Below are 15,174 nucleotides of genomic sequence, written 5' to 3' on the forward strand. Positions count from 1 at the left end.
TTTCGTCGGTCAGATCCTGAAACCTGCAGGCAACGCCAACGCGGCGGCCGTCAGTGCGCCGGCCGCTGCTGAGCCCGGCTTTCGCGCGCCCGGTTGCGCCGGATCTTGGCCTCGCGCAGCACCGCGACCGGATCGGCCCCGGTCCACTCGATCCCCGCCTTCTTCGCGAAGGCCAGGAACGCCTGCCGCGCCTTGTCGAGATCGATCTCTCCGGACCGCGCCGCCTCGCAGGCGCGCAGCGCCGTTGCGTGGCTCTCGCCCCGCGAGGCCGGTGGCCATTCCTTGAGGAAATTCTGCATCCCTGTGAGCGTGGCGATCTCGCGCTTGAACCCGGCGCCGACGGCGATCACCACTGGGGCGCGAAGTTCAATGTCGCTTCTGATGTAACCTTCTTGCATGACGGCGGCGCCCTTTGGATTTCAAAGTCTTGCGGAGTTTCAATGCCTTCCAATGCGGAGCCCATGCGAAGGTTCCGCCACATCAATTAGTCGTCGCTGACGGAACAACACCTCACCGGGGACGTTTGCCCCGGGAGCTCAACTATTCGACCTGCCGATGTTTCCGCCACCCGCGGAGGCAGGGCGGAGCTCGCCAACACGCGATCCGCAGGATCGCTTTGAATCCAACAGGAGAGAAACGATGAAACACACCCTCATTCCAGCTGTCGCCGGCCTGGCTCTGATGGCCGGTATCGGCATCGCGGCCGCGGACGAGGTGATCGTCACCCCCGAGCAGCAGACCGTGGTCAAGGAATATGTCCACAAGCACCCGATCGCCTCGGTCAACGTGCTCGGCCTCGAGCTCGGCGTCGGCTCGACCGTGCCTGACACCGTCGAGCTGCAGTCGGTTCCGGATGTGCAGTATCGTTATGCGGTCGTCAACGACCACACGGTGCTGATCGATCCTGGCACGCGTCGCGTTGTCCAGGTGATCCAGTAACATTTAGTTCCGAAGAGCCCGATCCTTGCCCGATGCTTCGGTGAGGGACCGGGCTCTTCTCGCATCAGGGCAAAACGCCTAGAATGCAGTGGTTTGGGAGGCAACGAAGCGCGGAAGGAGTCGTTGCCATGCATCATCCACATGTCGAATCACCGAGTATCGCCGCCACGGTCGACAAGCTGCTGGCCGAGCACAGGACCGGCCTCCTGACCATGCAAGAGGCAATTTCCCTGCTGCGGCAGCGCACGGGGACCGACCGCTCTGACGCGGATTTAGCCGGACTGATCGCAAAGAAGGCAGCGCATCTGGGCATCGCGGTCGTCGTCGACGGGCATTGAGCGAATTTGCCGTCTAAGTCGGTCGCATATGCGTGAGAGCGAAGACGCCGCGTGAAAATTCCGCTAGTGTTCGCCTTGGGGAACCCGTCCCAACCTTAGGAGGCGACAGTGACGGACGACAGGCACGAACGTATTCGCCAGCGCGCGCACGAGATCTGGGAGCAGGCCGGTCGGCCCGAAGGTGCTCATATGGAGCATTGGGAACAGGCGGCCGCCGAGATCGACGCGGCAGGCAAGCCGAAGAAAGCGCCGAAGAAGGCCGCTGCCGCCAAGGTCGAGAAGCCGAAAGCCGCCAAGGCGGAAAAGCCCGCTAAGGCCCCCGCCAAGGCAAAGGCGGCCAAGCCGAAAGCCAAGGCCTGAATCTCCGGCGGCCGCGCCGCCGGCTATCCCGACAAGGATCTCCGACAACGACCGGACGTGGCTGCGCTGGCCCCGCCGGTAGCCGGCGCCGCCGTGCTGAGCGAAGGCTTCGCCCATGGCGGCCGCCTGACCGCCACGCTCGGTATCGCCTTCGCCGGCCGGCAGGTTGGCGGCAATGCGGGGCTGCAGTGTAGGAAGAGGAAGAAGAGGGAAGGCGCGCCGCCGAACCGCTCTAACTCTTTGTTTTTACGCAATTCCGGACGGAAGGCTACGGCGAAGGCGCCGAGCCTAACCGCTCACACTTTTCTGCTCTAGCGCCCTCCCTGCTTCCTGGCGTATTGCGCGACTGCGCAGAGAAGGGCAAGCGCCGCGGTATCGCAGGCGGCCCGCGACGGCGACGGGCCTTTGGCGAAAAGGACCGCGTCCGCGACCGGAACCGTCAATCCGTGCTTTCTGGCAAATGAGGTGACTTCGTAGGGCTGATCCTCGGGCAGTGCGCCGATGTCGATTTGCGGTTGCATCAAACGTGTTCCTCCCTGGTATGCGTCTCTGTCCCTCCTTCACCCGGGAGGAATTAACGCCCGGCCACTCACCCGCGTCCACCAATTGGCGATTGTGTGAAACGATGCATTTGCCGGGGCGGCGAGCCAAGGGTTGCAGGCGGCCGGTTGAGGGGTCTGCGGCGCGGGCTTCTGCATTCTTCCGCATGGGGAGAGGGAGCCGCCTCACCATGCATCACTCGACCTGGCGAACCTCACCCCCGCCGCGATCATCGCGCTTTCGCACTCGCTGATCAGCCTGAGGTTTCGCAGATATCGCGCCACCGTTTCCGGCAGCCAGGCGGCGCAGGCTTCGACATAGGCGCGGCCATGCACCAGCGTGCCGGTCGAAAGCCGCTCGTCCTTCTCGGCGATCACTTTCAGATATTGCCGGATGAAGCGGATGTCGTCGGCTATGTCCTGGCTCGCCATGCGCCAGGCTCCGGCGAGGCGTTCGCGCTCGGCGAGCGGCAGCGGCGACAGCAAAGGGCGGGAGAGGTCGGCAAAAGCGGCATGATTGGCGGTGTTCAAGCAGATTCCCTCAAAGAAAGGTATCGTACTTTATGTACGAAATGCGGTCAAGCAAGGTTCGTACAATTTGAACGATATACTTCGACTTGAGGTAAAGATCAGGCGATCCGCACCGAAAAGCCTTCGAGCTGTATGCCGACTTCGCCAAGTGCCCGCCCCAAGACCGACTGGACCATTTCATGCCTGTCCGGCTTCAGCAGGCCCAAGCCCTTCCGCAATGCGTCCCGCCAGGCATCGCCGCGCTCCCACGCCTCCGCGAAAGCCAGTGCAAGGTCATCCTGTCGGCGCGTCGTATCCAGCGCCTCGACCAGGAGGCCCGCCTGATGGAGGTCCTTCTCCCGCTTCGCCGCCGCGCCTCGCTCGCGGCGGGTCGCCACGATCAGCTTGTGGACGGCGAAGCGTTCGGGCGAGGGGACAAGCACCGGCACGCCGGAGCGATGCAGCAGCACCGTCCTTACCGGATCGCGGATCAGGAAATCGAGGAAGCGCAGCGGCTGCGCCGAAGCGCCGCCGAGCGACGGCATCGGGCTGGCGCGGTCGGCGTGGTTGTCGCTGCCGCGGTTGGGGGTGAGAAACTCGATCCTGTAGCGCGAGGCGTTCTCGTACTGCGTCGTGCGGCCGGCATCGGTCCGGTGCGGGATTTCGCGAAACTTCGGGTCGACGGCCCTCAGCACGTCGATGACCGGCGGCATGCTGTCTTCCACGTCGGCCGAAACGGAATGGAACTGCGCGAAATCGGCATCGCCTGTCTGCAGCGCGGCGCCCGGCAGCCGCACGCCGAGATGCCCGGCATAGGTCTGGAAAGCGACGGTGCCCACCAGCACTGCGCGCAGCCGGAAGAGCCCCGCCTTTGCCAGCGCCTCGACGACATCGCCGGTGAAGGTCTCGGGTGCTGTCAGGCCGGCATCGCGCACCAGCGTGGAGACCAGCTTGCGCCGGTTCCTGAGATCATCCTTGATCTCCCTGAAGGCCGCAACCCGCCTGGCGATCTCGGGATCCTCGGCCGGACCGACATAACGCCTCGTTTTCTCGGGGCGGGTTTCCTCGAAATACCAGTAGTCGCGGCCCTTCACCGGCACGCGCACGAAATTGCCCGCCGTCGAGAAATCCGTCTCGAAGGAAGCATCGAGGCTGCGCTGCACCAACTCGGCGTAGAGGGTGCGGTAGGCGAGGTCGATGGTCTTCATGGCTCGTACCAGCGTTATAAGATTTCTGCAGTTTTCTTATAATTGCGCGTCGCCGGACGTATTGCAAGTTCGTTATAAGAAATTCGTGAAAATCTTATAACAACGGACATCTCCCCCTAGGGGGAGATGAGACTCGTGGCCCAATTGGCTTCGCAAAAAACGCTTTCCGTTTCGCTCGAACAGTGCTTTAACGCGCCCATCCACAGGGGTGCTCCGTACGGTCGGGGCTGAGATGGTGGCGGCAAGCCTCCGGACCCTAAAGCTGATCTGGATAATACCAGCGGAGCGAGGCGGGCCATGTTTTCCGGCGCACAGATTTCCCTTTATCCCATGGCCGACGATTTCGTCGGCGTCATCCTCGGCGCGTTGGGCGCGCTCGATCCTTACCGCGACAGGCTCAGGATCGAGACCGACGACATCTCGACGCTGCTGGTCGGGCCGCCCGAAGTGCTGTTCCCGGCCATGCGCGACCTGTTCGTGGCGGCGGCGAAAAGCGGCAAGCACTGCGTGCTGTCGGCGGCGGTCTCGCGCGGCTGTCCCGGTGAGCCGGACGACCCGATCTGCCGCTCCGACGAGATCGGCGGCCCGGCGATCCCGCTCGACGAACGCAAACGCGCGGCGCTCGGCGCCGTGCGGTCGACGCCCTCGACCGACCAGCCGGTGGCGGCGCAATTCTCGCTCTATGTGATGGGCGCCAGTGACCACATGGACGAGATCTATGGCTGCATCGATTTCCTGAAACAGTCCGGCGTGTTCGACCGTTCCAAGAACTTCTGCACCCGGCTGCGCGGCGACGCCGGCGCGGTGTTCGCCACGCTCAACGAAGCCTTCTGCCGCTTCGGCCCAGGCGCGGGCCACGTGACCCTCGACATCACGATTTCGGCGAACAGCCCGACCGCGGTTTGAGCGCAAGCTCTACCTGTCGAGGTGGATGCCATGGCCGCCATGTGTGATTCCGTGCCGCAAGAGCAACCTTCCGCGATTGGCGAAGGCCGAGGCGACAGCCGATCTCCCCCCTTGCGGGGGGTAAGGAGTGGTCCGCAAAGCGGACGCGAAGCCAATTGCTTGGCTTCGCGAACGACGAACGCCCGGAGCGACAGCGAAGGGCCGGCCAACCCGGCAGGGCAGAGGGGGGTGCTGTCCCGCCAGCCTCTCAACTGGTTACGTGTGCGGCATTCATCGACTTCTCACGCGGAAGTCTCGAAGGCCGGCGTTCCGTCACACCCCCCTCTGGCCTGCCGGCCATCTCCCCCGCAAGGGGGGAGATCAGCTCTCACGACCGCCTTCGCCAAGCTGGCGCCAGCCGCCATCTCCCTCGCGCTCGTCCTCCTCGCCTGGGAGCTCTACGCCCGCCTCGGTGGCATCGCGCCCACCGTGCTTCCCGCACCCTCGCACGTGCTGGCGCAAGCCTGGGAAAACCGAGCGGCACTCGCCGAAAACACACTCCCCACCATCCGCGCCACGCTTGCCGGCTTCGCCTGCTCTCTCGCCGCCGCCTTCGTGCTTTCGGCGCTGGTCGATTTCCTGGCCCCCCTGCGCCGCGCGCTATTCCCGCTGCTGATCGCCAGCCAGACCTTGCCGCTGGTGGCGATCGCGCCGCTGGTGGTGTTGTGGTTCGGCTTCGGCCTGCTGCCAAAGATCCTGCTGGTCGCGCTGGTCACCTTCTTCCCGATGATGGTGGCGCTGGTCGAAGGCTACGCCGCCACGAGCGCGGAAATCAGCCAGATGCTTGCCGCCATGGGAACAGGGCGCTGGCGCATCTTTTGGCTCGCCCGGCTGCCGTCGGCGCTGCCCTATTTCTTCGCCGGACTGCGCATCTCCATCACCTATGCGGTGGTCGGCGCGATCTTCGCCGAATATGCGGGCGCCGCCAAGGGGCTGGGCATCTACATGCTCAGCGCCAAGAACAACTTTCGGCCCGACCTCGTGCTTGCCGCCGTTGCCGTCAGCTCGGCGTTGACGCTGGCATTGTTTGGTCTGGCCGTCCTGGTGCAGCGCCTCGCCATGCCGTGGGAGAGGGCCGGGCGCGACCGCAAGGCCGAACCCTCCGAGCGACGGTCATGACCCGGCTCGAGCTCCGCGATGTGCGAAAAAGCTTCGGCGCGCTCGAGGTTCTGGCCGGCGTTTCGCTCGATGTCGGCGCGGGTGAGTTCGTGTCGATCCTTGGGCCCTCCGGCGCCGGCAAGTCGACGCTGTTCCAGCTCCTCACAGGCGCGATCCGGGGCGAGGGCGAGATGCGCTTCGACGGCGCGCCGCTCGATGGCGCCCGCTTCGCCTTCATGCCGCAGCGCGACGCGCTAATGCCGTGGCGGCGGGTCATCGACAACGCGACGCTGGGGCTCGAAGTGCAGGGCATGAAGCGCAGCGCAGCGCGCGAGCGCGTGGCGCCCTTGTTCGCCGAATTCGGTCTTGCCGGCTTCGAGCGCGCCTGGCCGGCCGAGCTGTCGGGCGGCATGCGCCAGCGCGCGGCGCTCTTGCGCACCGTGGTGCAGCAGCGCGACATGCTTTTGCTCGACGAGCCGTTCGGCGCGCTCGATGCGCTGACCCGCGCGGCCATGCAGCGCTGGCTGGAACGCATGTGGCGGAGCCACCGCTGGACCGCGCTGCTGATCACCCATGACGTGCGCGAGGCGGTGCTTCTGTCCGACCGCATCTATGTGCTTTCGGCACGGCCCGCGCGCGTGGTCGCCGAAGTGGCGGTGCCGCTGCCGCGTCCGCGCACCGAGAACGCCGCGCTCGCCCGCGAGGCGGCCGCGATCGAGGCCGGCATCCTCGACATCTTGCTGGGCACCGCCGATCCGATTTCCGACCATCCTATGGAGAGATGAAATGACCGCTTTCACCCGCCGCCAGGCGCTGTTCCTGGCCGCCAGCCTGCCATTTGCCGGGACCGTCACACGTGCCCGGGCCGCCGCGCAAAAAATCACCGTCGCGCTCGACTGGACCGTCAACACCAACCACATCGGCCTGTTCGTCGCCCGCGACAAAGGGTTCTATCGCGACGCGGGGCTCGACGTCGAAATCCTGCCCTATGGCGACACCGGCTCAGGCACGCTGGTGGCCAGTGGCAATGCCGATTTCGGCATTTCGGGTTCGCTCGGCCTGTTCACCCAGAAAAGCGCCGGCGCCGACCTGAAGGCCGTCTATGCCGTCGTCCAGTCGGAGACCGGCCGCGTCGTCTTCAACGCCGACCGCGCCGCTATCAAAAGCCCGAAGAATCTCGACGGCCTGACCTATGGCGGCTTCGGCAGCGCCTGGGAGAATGCGCTGCTCCAGACCATCATCCGCCATGACGGCGGCAGGGGCGATTTTTCGACCGTGACGCTGGGTACCTCGGCCTACGAGGCGCTGGCCAATGGCGCGGTCGACTTCACGCTCGAAGTCTCGACCTGGGAAGGCGTCGAGGCCGAGCTGAAAGACTTGAAGCAGCGCAGCTTCCGCTACGCCGATTACGGCGTGCCGGACGAGCACACCACGCTGATCGTCTCCAGCAACGCCTTCCTCGCCGCCAATCCGAAGACCGCCGCCGCCTTCGTCCAGGCGACGCGGGCCGGCTATGCGTTCGCGGTCGATCACGCGAAGGAGGCGGGCGAGCTGCTGGTCGCCGCCAACAAGAATACGCTGACCAACCCGGCGCTGATCGATGCCTCGCTGAAGGCGCTGAACGACGGCCATTTCCTGAAAAGTGCTGCCGGCGCCATCGGCACCATGGACAAGGCCAAGATGGAAGCGATGGGCGGATATCTGTTCGCCTCGGGGATCCTGCTCGATGGCAACGGCAAGGCGCTGAAGAACAAGCCGGATCTGTCGGCGTATTTCACGAACGAGTTTCTGGTGGGGTAGGAAAGGCCCAGGCTTGGCGCGAAGGGACGCCGCGCCTCGCCAGGCGCGCCTAGTTCCTCGACGTAGCGTAGAGCAGGGCGGTTTTGATATGCCGGCCGGGCTCGCCAGGCATCGACAGGGCTGCTGTATAGAATTTCGCCACGGCGGGACAGAGTCCCGAGAAATCCTGGTCCATATTCGCGATCGCATCCATCTCGGCTGGCGTGCCGCCGCTCCTGGTGAAGGCGTCGGCGATCAGCGACCAGTCCTCATCGCTAGGCTCGGCCGCGGGAAGGCTGCTCCTTTTGGCTGCGCCGTAGGCGTGGAACAGCGTCGCGCCTATCCGGTCCAGGTCCACCAGAAAATCGTTGCCGGGCGCGCTGACCGCGTCCGGCCCGTTGCGCAGGTAATTGTTGCAGGTGGCCGGCGTTTCGCGTGCCATCAGGTGATTGACCATGGTGAGCTGGGCGGCGAGCGCCTGCGAGACTTCACGATCTGGGGCGGAGGGCAAAAGCGGCGCGTATTTGCGCCGCAGGTCGGCCACCGCCACCCTGCTCGCGTCGCGCACCGCCTGCTGGTTTCCCGAACCGGCCGCGAGCGTGATCTTGTCGATGAAGGCATTGTAGTCGTCCGGAAATTCCTGGGCGATCGCCTTGAAGATCTGAAAATCCTGTTTCTCGATTTCGGCATTGACGTCGGCTCTGGTCGGCGCCTTGCGCGCGGTCGATCCCGCCACGGTCTGTTAAAGATATTTGCCGCCGGCGAAACCGACCCCCCACGGCAGCACCTTCACCGCGACGAAAGCCAAGGCGGCCACCGCCGCCGCGCCCAATCCCTTCCACCGCGCCATCCGTCGGCCCTCCCGATCCCGTCAATTTCCCCCGAGGCTCAGCGCCTTCTTACGGTCGGCCTTGGCGCGTTTCAAATCGCCCTTGGCTGCCCAAGCCAGGCTTCGGGCGGTGTAAGCATCTGCATATCTGGGGTAAAGCTTGATGGCTTGATTGAAGCTGTCGATTGCCCCGTCCTGGTCGCCCGCTCGCGCCCGCAGAAGGCCTCTGCCGTAGTAGCCGCCGGGGCTGTTCCGGTCGATCTGGATAGCCGTCTCAAAGTCGGCCTGGGCTTGCTCCAAGTTGCCTTTGACTACCCACAAAATTCCACGATCGACATGCACCTTGGCAACGTTCGGATCGAGTTCGATGGCCTTGCTGTAGTCTGCGATCGCGCCATCGTAATCCCCGACGATCATTCGGCTGATGCCTCGACCATGAAAGTTCGAGGCGTAGGTGGAATCGAACTCGATCGCCTTGCCGAAATCGTCGATGGCACGCTTATGGTCGTTCTTGGCCGTCCAGGCGAAAGCGCGAGCGGAATAATAGCTGCTGTTCTTTGGCTCGATCGCGATCGCGCTGCCATAGTCCGTTATGGCCCGATCGTAATTGTCCTTCTGCCCCCACGCGAGACCGCGATACCCAAAAGCCTTGGCATTGTTGGGATCGAGCGCTATCGCATGGTCGAATTTCGCGATTGCAAGATCGTATTGACCCTTGTTGTAAAGGGCTATGCCGCTCTTTGTGGCGTCGTCCACCGCCGCGTCCGCAGTCGTTGGCTTGTATGAAGCCTTCGCCGCGGCCGCATCGTCGCGCTCCTTGCGGGCGTTGGCGTAGTTTGGATCGAGGCGCAAGGTTTCATCGAGGTCGGCGATGGCGCGGTCATATTGCTTCTTCCTGTTCCAGCAGAATCCGCGATTGAACCATGCTTCGGCATTCGTTGGCTTCAGTCCGATCGCCTTTGTCGAATCGGCGATGATGCCCTCGCAATCGTGCTTCACGGCTCGGGCTCGGCTGCGCAGCACATAGGCGTCGACATTGTTCGGCTGCAACGAAATGATGGTGGTCAGATCCGCGATGGCGCGGTCGATCTTGCCCCTCTGCCGCCAGATGAGAGAACGATAGAAATAGCTGTCAGTCGACTTGGGATCGAGTTCGATTGCCTTGTTGTGGTCCGCCAACGCCCGGTCTGAATCGCCCTTCAGCGTATAGGTGAAGCCGCGCAAGGTATGAGCGTGGGCATTTGATGGGTCGGCGGCGATCGCTATGCCGTACTGCTCGAGCGCGCGGTCGAGTTGGTTTTGACCGCGCCAGACATCGCCCGCTCTGATAGCGTCTTCCGCTGCCTTGTTCCGAAGCCGGTCGGTTGGTTGCGAGGCTGCGGTTTTGTCCCTCGCCGCCACTGCCAGATCGCGGCCTTTGAGGGCAAGCGTCATCTTCGGATCGAGCTTCAGCGCCTGTTCGAAATCGGCGATCGCCCGGTCGTAGTCGCCCTTGGCGGCGAAGGCGCCGCCGCGCCCGAAATAGGCCTGCGCGTCTTTGGCGTCGAGCTCGATCGCCCGGCTCAAGTCGGCGATGGCGCGATCCGGTTGGTTCTTTTTGGTCCACGCGACGGAGCGGCCAATATAAGCATCCGAATAGTCGGGGTAGAGCTCGATGACCTTGTTGTAGTCCTTGATCGCCGCGTCGTACTTGCCTTTCTCGACAAGCGCGATGGCCCGTCCGACATAAGGCGAGGCATCTTGCGGATCGATCGCCATCGCCTTGTTGAATTCGGCGATCGCACGATCATATTTGCCCTTGTGGTAGAACGCATAGCCGCGATCGACGACAGCGTTGAGCTTCTTCGAGGACGGCGCGATCGCATTGTCGCCGCCGCCTCCTTTCGCCTGCGCGGCCGTTGCTGCCTTGCGCGCGGCGGCGTAGTTTGGATTGTGCGGGTCTAGTTTGGCCGCTTCGTCGAAGTCGCCGATGGCATCGGCGTAGTTTTTAGCGTCGACCCGCGCGTTGCCGCGTCCATAGTAGCTGGCGGCGTATTTGGGATCGATCTCGATCGCCGACGAAAAGGCCTCGATCGCTCGCTTCTGGTCTCCGGTGCCGTACCAGGCCGCGCCGGAACAGAAGAAGGCCCGGCTTGCTTTCGGGTCTAGCCTGATGGCTTTGATGCAATCGTCAAGCGCGCCGTCGGCGTCGCCCGCCGCGCCCTTGGCTAGACCGCGGAGCGTGAGGGGCACGGCGACGTTGGGAATAATGGCGATGGTCTTGTCGTAATCGGCGATGGCGCGGGCAAAATCCTTCTTGCCATCAAAAGCCTTGCCTCGACCGAAATAGGCGAGCGGACTATTGGGATCGATCGCGATGGCCTCTTCATAGGCCTTAATCGCTTCGTCATAGTTTTCTTCGTGCAAGAGGCTGTCGCCCTTGGCCACCGCGACCAGGACACGGGGATCGCTGGTGTCGATAAGCTTCGCCAACTTCGGATCGGCAGGCGAAAGCTCGTCACTCGCGCCTGGCTCGGCCGAAGCCGCGGTCTCAGCCGGCGCGACGGCGGCGGTGTCCGGTTCGTTTGCCGCGATGTCGGAACCAACCGCGTTGGCAATGCCCGCGGCGGGCTCCCCGCTGGCCGCTACCGCCGCCTTGCGGGCTACGGTGTAATCGGCATTGCCGGGATCGAGCTTGAGCGCTTGGTCGAAATCGGCGATGGCGCCGGCATAGTCCTTGCTGTCGGCGCGAGCCATGCCGCGTGCGTAATAGCTGGCGTCGGCCTTGGGATCGATGCCGATCGCCACCGTATAGGCGGCGACCGCGCGTCCGGCGTCGCCCTTGGCGTGCCAGGCCATGCCTTTGCAATAACGGGCGTCGCGCGCCTTCGGGTCGAGCGTGGCAGCCCGGTCGCAGTCGGCAAGGGCGCCATCAACATCGCCGGATGTCACCTTGGCGAGGCCGCGGCGGAAATATGCTGCGGCAAAATTGGGGGCGAGCTGGATGACCCTGTCGAAGTCGGCGATCGCCTGGCCGTAGTCGCGTGTGGCGGCCCTGGCCCTGCCGCGGCCGAGATAGCCGAAGCGGTTGTCGGGTTCGAGCGCGATCACCACGTCATAGGAGCCGATCGCCTTGTCGTATTTGCCCATGTCCAGCCAGGCATCGCCGCCGAGGATTGCTTGCAGCGCGCGCGGGTCTTTTGTCTCCAGCGACTTTGCAGCCAGCGTGTCGTCCGTCGCCGCCAAATTCGGATGTATTGTTTGCGCGTCTGCAGCGGCAGCGGCTGGCTTTGACCGCCCCGAGTCCTGCGCTTGTTCAGCTTTGCCCTCATCGCCGGCAGCCTGCTGATCGCAGCTTCCCGATCGGGCGGGATCCAGCTCCGCGGCACGCCGGCAATCCTCCGCCGCGCCGGCCTGGTCGCCCTTGAGCGTCCTGGCGCGGCTGCGGCCGAGATAGGCGTCGGCATTTTTGGCGTCGAGGCTGATTGCCTTGTCGAAATCGAGCAGCGCGCCGTCGACGCCGTATTTTGCCAGGCGCGCACCGGCGCGTTCGACCAGTATCCTGGCGGCGGCCCTATCCTGGGCAGTCTGGTCTTGTGTCGTGGCGGCCGGAACGGTTTGCCGGCCAGCCATGAGCGCGGCGCACGCGTCGGCGCGTCGCGGGTCGAGCTCGACAGCGCGCCGGCAGTCGCTCGCGGCAAGGGCATTGTCTCCTTGCGAGGCCGCGGCGACCGCCCGGTCGTAATAGGCCTCGGCATTGTCGGGATCGAGTGAGATGGCATAGCCGAAGGAAGCGATCGCGCCCGGCACGTCGCCGGAGACCTGCTGCTTCAATGCATCCCGGATTTGCGCGGCAGCTTCTTTGGAACGGATCTGCCTGCCGGTGGCCTCTATCTGCTTGGCCAAAGAGGAAAGATCCGGCTCGGACACCGTTTCCGCCGCGGGCACCTCGGCGTCGGCCAGCCCGGCATCACAACCGCCTGCCTTCTTCGGATCGAGCGCGATGGCCTTGCGGCAGTCGGCCGCCGCGCCGGCGCTGTCTCCCTTGCGTGAGCGCATCAGCGACCGGCCGAGCCACGCCCGGGAATCGGTCGCATCGAGCGCGACCGCCTTGTCGAAATCGGCAAGGGCACGATCGTCGTTGTCCTTGTTCGCCCAGGCGACGGCTCGGGCGTAGTAGGCATCGACCATTCCGGCATCGAGCTCGATCGCCTTGTTGGCATCGGCGATGGCGCGCGCCCAGTCGCTCTTGCCGATCCAGGCGGCGCTGCGGTTGGCATAGGCGTCGGCGCTCCCGGGGTCCACGGCCAGCGCGGCGTCGTAATCGGCAATGGCGCGGTCGAACTCGCCCTTGGCGGCGTAGGCGAGGCCGCGATTGACCAGCGCGATGAAATCGGCCGGATCGATGCGTATCGCCTTGTCATATTCTGCAATCGCCTTGTCGCGTTCGCCGGTCTTGCTCCAGGCGGTGCCGAGGCCCGTATGGGCGTCGCCGTTTTGCGGATCGGCCTCGATTGCCTGCTGGAAATCAAGCATGGCCGCGTCGATCTTGCCCTTGCGAAGGAAGGCCGAGCCGCGGCTGGAATAGGCGTCGCTGGCGGACGGTTCGAGGCTGATCACGATGTTGAAGTCCGCGATCGCGCGGTCGTAATCGCCCTTGTTGGACCAGTCGGTGCCGCGGTTGAACAGCGCCGAGGTCGCCTTTGGATCGAGCGCGATGGCCTGGCTGTAATCGGCAATCGCACCGTCCCAATCCTCCTTGTCGTCCCGGGCGGCGCCCCGATAGAAATAGGCTTTGATCCGCTGGCGCTGCGCTTGCGTATCGTCTTCGGCAATCGCCGTGCAGGCAGCGATACGCTGATCGACCGCGGCCTGGTCGACATTCGCTTCCTTTTGGTCACTGCCCTGATCGCTGCTTTCGTCGCCGAAGCAAAGGGCATAGTCCCCAGCAACGGCGGGCGCGGGCACGGCCAGGGCGCCGAGCACCACCGCAAGCGCCAGCCCATGCGAGAGCACGGCAACAAATATGCGCGAGACCGCGCCGGTGCGGCGAGACATGGTTTGATCCTCCCCCCGGAGATGCCGCGACGGCGGCTGGCAATTCCTATATAGTTCTGTTTTTGTTCCGGAATGCAAGCAGAAATTGCGAGAGCTGCGTTCCTGCGCTTCTAAGGTTAACGTCAGCGGGACCGAGGCGGCCTCTGGCCCAGTTCCACGCCCACCCCTCACATGTCGATTATCGACCTTCTCACCCGGCCGATGATGGTGATCGCGCCCTCCAGTTCCGGCGGGGGGATATCCAGGTAGGAAGCCGGCTGGAAGGGCGGGTTGTCGTTGGGGCGGTAGCGTTTGTAGGTGGCCCGTCCGGTCTCGTCCGAGATCACGTAGCAGCCATTGGTCACCAGCCGCTTGTCGCGCAAATTGACGAAGATGATCGAATCCGGCGGCGAGATCTTGTTCATCGACGGGCCGTCGACGCGCAGCGCGATCCATTCGCCTTCCTCGAGGTCGGCGGTGGGGATCGTCGGATAGTCGGAGAGGTTGACGACGCTGTCCTGGCTGCCGAGCTCGCCGGCGCTGATCCACGACACGATCGGCACGTCGACCGTGACGGGCGAGGGCATGAGATTGACCGGCGCCGCTTCGGCGCCATCGCCCCCCAAACTGCCATCGAACAGCAGCCAGCCGGGGTCGACGCCGAACAGCCGGCCGTATTTCTCGGCGGCTTTCCGGGACAGCGGCCGGTTGCCGTTCTCATGGCTGATGAGGGTGTTCTTATTGATGTCGCGCAGCGCCCGCGCGGCATCGCTGGGCGAGGCATAGCCGGCCTGGGCGCGCGCCTGCTGCAATCTGTGGCGGGAATCCATCATCGTACAAAATGCCTGAAAATTATCGTGCAAGATGTACGATTTCGCTTGCGCGCCATTCGTACATAACGTACGCTTAGCGCATGAATGAGCATCCCGCAAGCATTTCCGCATTACCCGTGATTCCGTCGCAGCCCACAAGCATCTCAGGTCTGCCCACGAGCATCTCGGGGCTTATCGACCGTTGGGGCAGCATCGGCGCTTTCGCTGCCGATGTCGGCTGCGGCTACGAGGCGGCGCGCCAGATGCGCCGGCGCGGCCGCATCGCGCCGCAGCACTGGCCGCATGTGGTGGCGGCCAGCCGCCGGCTGGGCATTGCCGGCGTCAGCTACGAATGGCTGGCCGGCTGCGCCGCCGCCATGCAACGGACGGCCGCCATGCAAGGGGAGGCGGCATGAACGCGCTGCCCTCACCATTGGAATTCCAATCGTCCGGCCTGTCTTCCTCCCCGGTCCGGGCGCATTCCGGGGCGCTTGCCCCGGATCCGGTCGAACCGCCCGCACCCCGGTTCACCGGAACGGCCGGAGCCGCTCCTCCCCCGGCTCCGGCCCCCAATCCGGGCACAAGCTGCATCCGCACCGAGGACGGCACCGTCATCCTGTTCGACCGCGTGTCGGGCCGGGCGGTGTCGGGCCTGACGCGGGCGGCGGCTGAAGCCAGGCTTCGCGAGCTGGAAGGGGCCGCGCGCCCCGCCTGATCCCACCCCTCTTTCCAAACCCCACCGACGGCCTCGCGGCCGAACCCAGGCGCTTGGGCCCAGCCCAACGCTTTCGCAAGCCCACG

Annotated in this window: 17 protein-coding genes and 1 riboswitch; of the genes, 10 read left to right on the plus strand and 7 right to left on the minus strand. The window is 64.8% G+C overall.

Annotated elements, in window-relative coordinates; all coding sequences use genetic code 11:
- Positions 1 to 50 precede the first annotated feature (50 nt).
- Complete coding sequence (locus EN862_RS15620) at positions 51 to 398, minus strand: DUF982 domain-containing protein (RefSeq protein ID WP_127865188.1); 348 nt, start codon at positions 396 to 398, stop codon at positions 51 to 53.
- 241 nt (positions 399 to 639) lie between these two features.
- On the opposite strand from EN862_RS15620, the gene EN862_RS15625 reads away from it, so the two are divergent.
- The 4 genes from EN862_RS15625 (at position 640) to EN862_RS15640 (ending at position 1,952) form a co-directional block, all read left to right on the plus strand.
- Positions 640 to 939, plus strand: coding sequence for a DUF1236 domain-containing protein (locus tag EN862_RS15625; RefSeq protein WP_127865189.1), 300 nt, complete (start codon positions 640 to 642; stop codon positions 937 to 939).
- Positions 940 to 1,067: 128 nt separating this feature from the next.
- A complete protein-coding gene (locus EN862_RS15630; RefSeq protein ID WP_127865190.1) occupies positions 1,068 to 1,277 on the plus strand; it encodes a hypothetical protein in 210 nt (69 codons plus the stop codon).
- Positions 1,278 to 1,385: 108 nt separating this feature from the next.
- On the plus strand, positions 1,386 to 1,637 hold the full coding sequence (locus EN862_RS15635) for a DUF2934 domain-containing protein (protein ID WP_112125331.1): 252 nt from the start codon (positions 1,386 to 1,388) through the stop codon (positions 1,635 to 1,637).
- A 57-nt stretch (positions 1,638 to 1,694) separates the two neighbouring features.
- Entirely contained in the window at positions 1,695 to 1,952 is a 258-nt protein-coding gene (locus EN862_RS15640; RefSeq protein WP_127865191.1) for a hypothetical protein, read from the plus strand.
- Here the strand turns inward: EN862_RS15640 and EN862_RS15645 are convergent.
- The 3 genes from EN862_RS15645 to EN862_RS15655 all read right to left on the minus strand — a co-directional run bounded on the left by EN862_RS15645 (position 1,949) and on the right by EN862_RS15655 (position 3,894).
- Positions 1,949 to 2,158, minus strand: a complete 210-nt coding sequence (locus EN862_RS15645; RefSeq protein ID WP_127865192.1) for a hypothetical protein — start codon at positions 2,156 to 2,158, stop codon at positions 1,949 to 1,951. The two genes, EN862_RS15640 and EN862_RS15645, sit on opposite strands and share 4 nt — an antisense overlap.
- Positions 2,159 to 2,362: 204 nt before the next feature.
- Complete coding sequence (locus EN862_RS15650) at positions 2,363 to 2,707, minus strand: hypothetical protein (protein ID WP_127865193.1); 345 nt, start codon at positions 2,705 to 2,707, stop codon at positions 2,363 to 2,365.
- A gap of 98 nt (positions 2,708 to 2,805) precedes the next feature.
- The gene (locus EN862_RS15655) at positions 2,806 to 3,894 is read right to left on the minus strand and encodes a GSU2403 family nucleotidyltransferase fold protein (protein WP_127865194.1); all 1,089 of its coding nucleotides are present in this window, start codon (positions 3,892 to 3,894) and stop codon (positions 2,806 to 2,808) included.
- Between the two features lie 194 nt (positions 3,895 to 4,088).
- Positions 4,089 to 4,201, plus strand: a riboswitch (TPP riboswitch).
- Between EN862_RS15655 and EN862_RS15660 the strand changes: the two genes are divergently transcribed.
- The 4 genes from EN862_RS15660 (at position 4,192) to EN862_RS15675 (ending at position 7,737) form a co-directional block, all read left to right on the plus strand.
- Positions 4,192 to 4,800: a YkoF family thiamine/hydroxymethylpyrimidine-binding protein gene (locus EN862_RS15660; protein ID WP_127865195.1), complete on the plus strand. Its 609-nt coding sequence runs from the start codon at positions 4,192 to 4,194 to the stop codon at positions 4,798 to 4,800. (Overlaps the previous riboswitch by 10 nt.)
- Positions 4,801 to 5,187: 387 nt before the next feature.
- Complete coding sequence (locus tag EN862_RS15665) at positions 5,188 to 5,958, plus strand: ABC transporter permease (RefSeq protein ID WP_245519629.1); 771 nt, start codon at positions 5,188 to 5,190, stop codon at positions 5,956 to 5,958.
- A complete protein-coding gene (locus EN862_RS15670; RefSeq protein WP_127865196.1) occupies positions 5,955 to 6,722 on the plus strand; it encodes an ABC transporter ATP-binding protein in 768 nt (255 codons plus the stop codon). The genes EN862_RS15665 and EN862_RS15670 overlap by 4 nt, the downstream gene beginning before the upstream one ends.
- A 1-nt stretch (position 6,723) precedes the next feature.
- On the plus strand, positions 6,724 to 7,737 hold the full coding sequence (locus EN862_RS15675; RefSeq protein ID WP_127865197.1) for an ABC transporter substrate-binding protein: 1,014 nt from the start codon (positions 6,724 to 6,726) through the stop codon (positions 7,735 to 7,737).
- 49 nt (positions 7,738 to 7,786) lie between these two features.
- Here EN862_RS15675 and EN862_RS15680 read toward each other — a convergent pair whose 3' ends face one another.
- The 3 genes from EN862_RS15680 to EN862_RS15690 all read right to left on the minus strand — a co-directional run bounded on the left by EN862_RS15680 (position 7,787) and on the right by EN862_RS15690 (position 14,394).
- Positions 7,787 to 8,452, minus strand: coding sequence for a hypothetical protein (locus tag EN862_RS15680; protein WP_245519596.1), 666 nt, complete (start codon positions 8,450 to 8,452; stop codon positions 7,787 to 7,789).
- Positions 8,453 to 8,587: 135 nt separating this feature from the next.
- Complete coding sequence (locus EN862_RS15685) at positions 8,588 to 13,582, minus strand: tetratricopeptide repeat protein (RefSeq protein ID WP_127865198.1); 4,995 nt, start codon at positions 13,580 to 13,582, stop codon at positions 8,588 to 8,590.
- A 167-nt stretch (positions 13,583 to 13,749) separates the two neighbouring features.
- On the minus strand, positions 13,750 to 14,394 hold the full coding sequence (locus tag EN862_RS15690) for a S24 family peptidase (protein WP_127865199.1): 645 nt from the start codon (positions 14,392 to 14,394) through the stop codon (positions 13,750 to 13,752).
- A gap of 80 nt (positions 14,395 to 14,474) precedes the next feature.
- Here EN862_RS15690 and EN862_RS15695 point away from each other — a divergent pair, with 80 nt between their 5' ends.
- Both EN862_RS15695 and EN862_RS15700 read left to right on the plus strand, forming a co-directional pair.
- A complete protein-coding gene (locus EN862_RS15695; protein WP_245519597.1) occupies positions 14,475 to 14,789 on the plus strand; it encodes a hypothetical protein in 315 nt (104 codons plus the stop codon).
- The gene (locus tag EN862_RS15700; RefSeq protein WP_127865200.1) at positions 14,786 to 15,088 is read left to right on the plus strand and encodes a hypothetical protein; all 303 of its coding nucleotides are present in this window, start codon (positions 14,786 to 14,788) and stop codon (positions 15,086 to 15,088) included. Before EN862_RS15695 ends, EN862_RS15700 begins: the two co-directional genes overlap by 4 nt.
- Positions 15,089 to 15,174 lie beyond the last annotated feature (86 nt).

It is taken from the genome of Mesorhizobium sp. M2E.F.Ca.ET.219.01.1.1 (genome assembly GCF_004016445.2).
Taxonomy (GTDB): Bacteria; Pseudomonadota; Alphaproteobacteria; order Rhizobiales; family Rhizobiaceae; genus Mesorhizobium.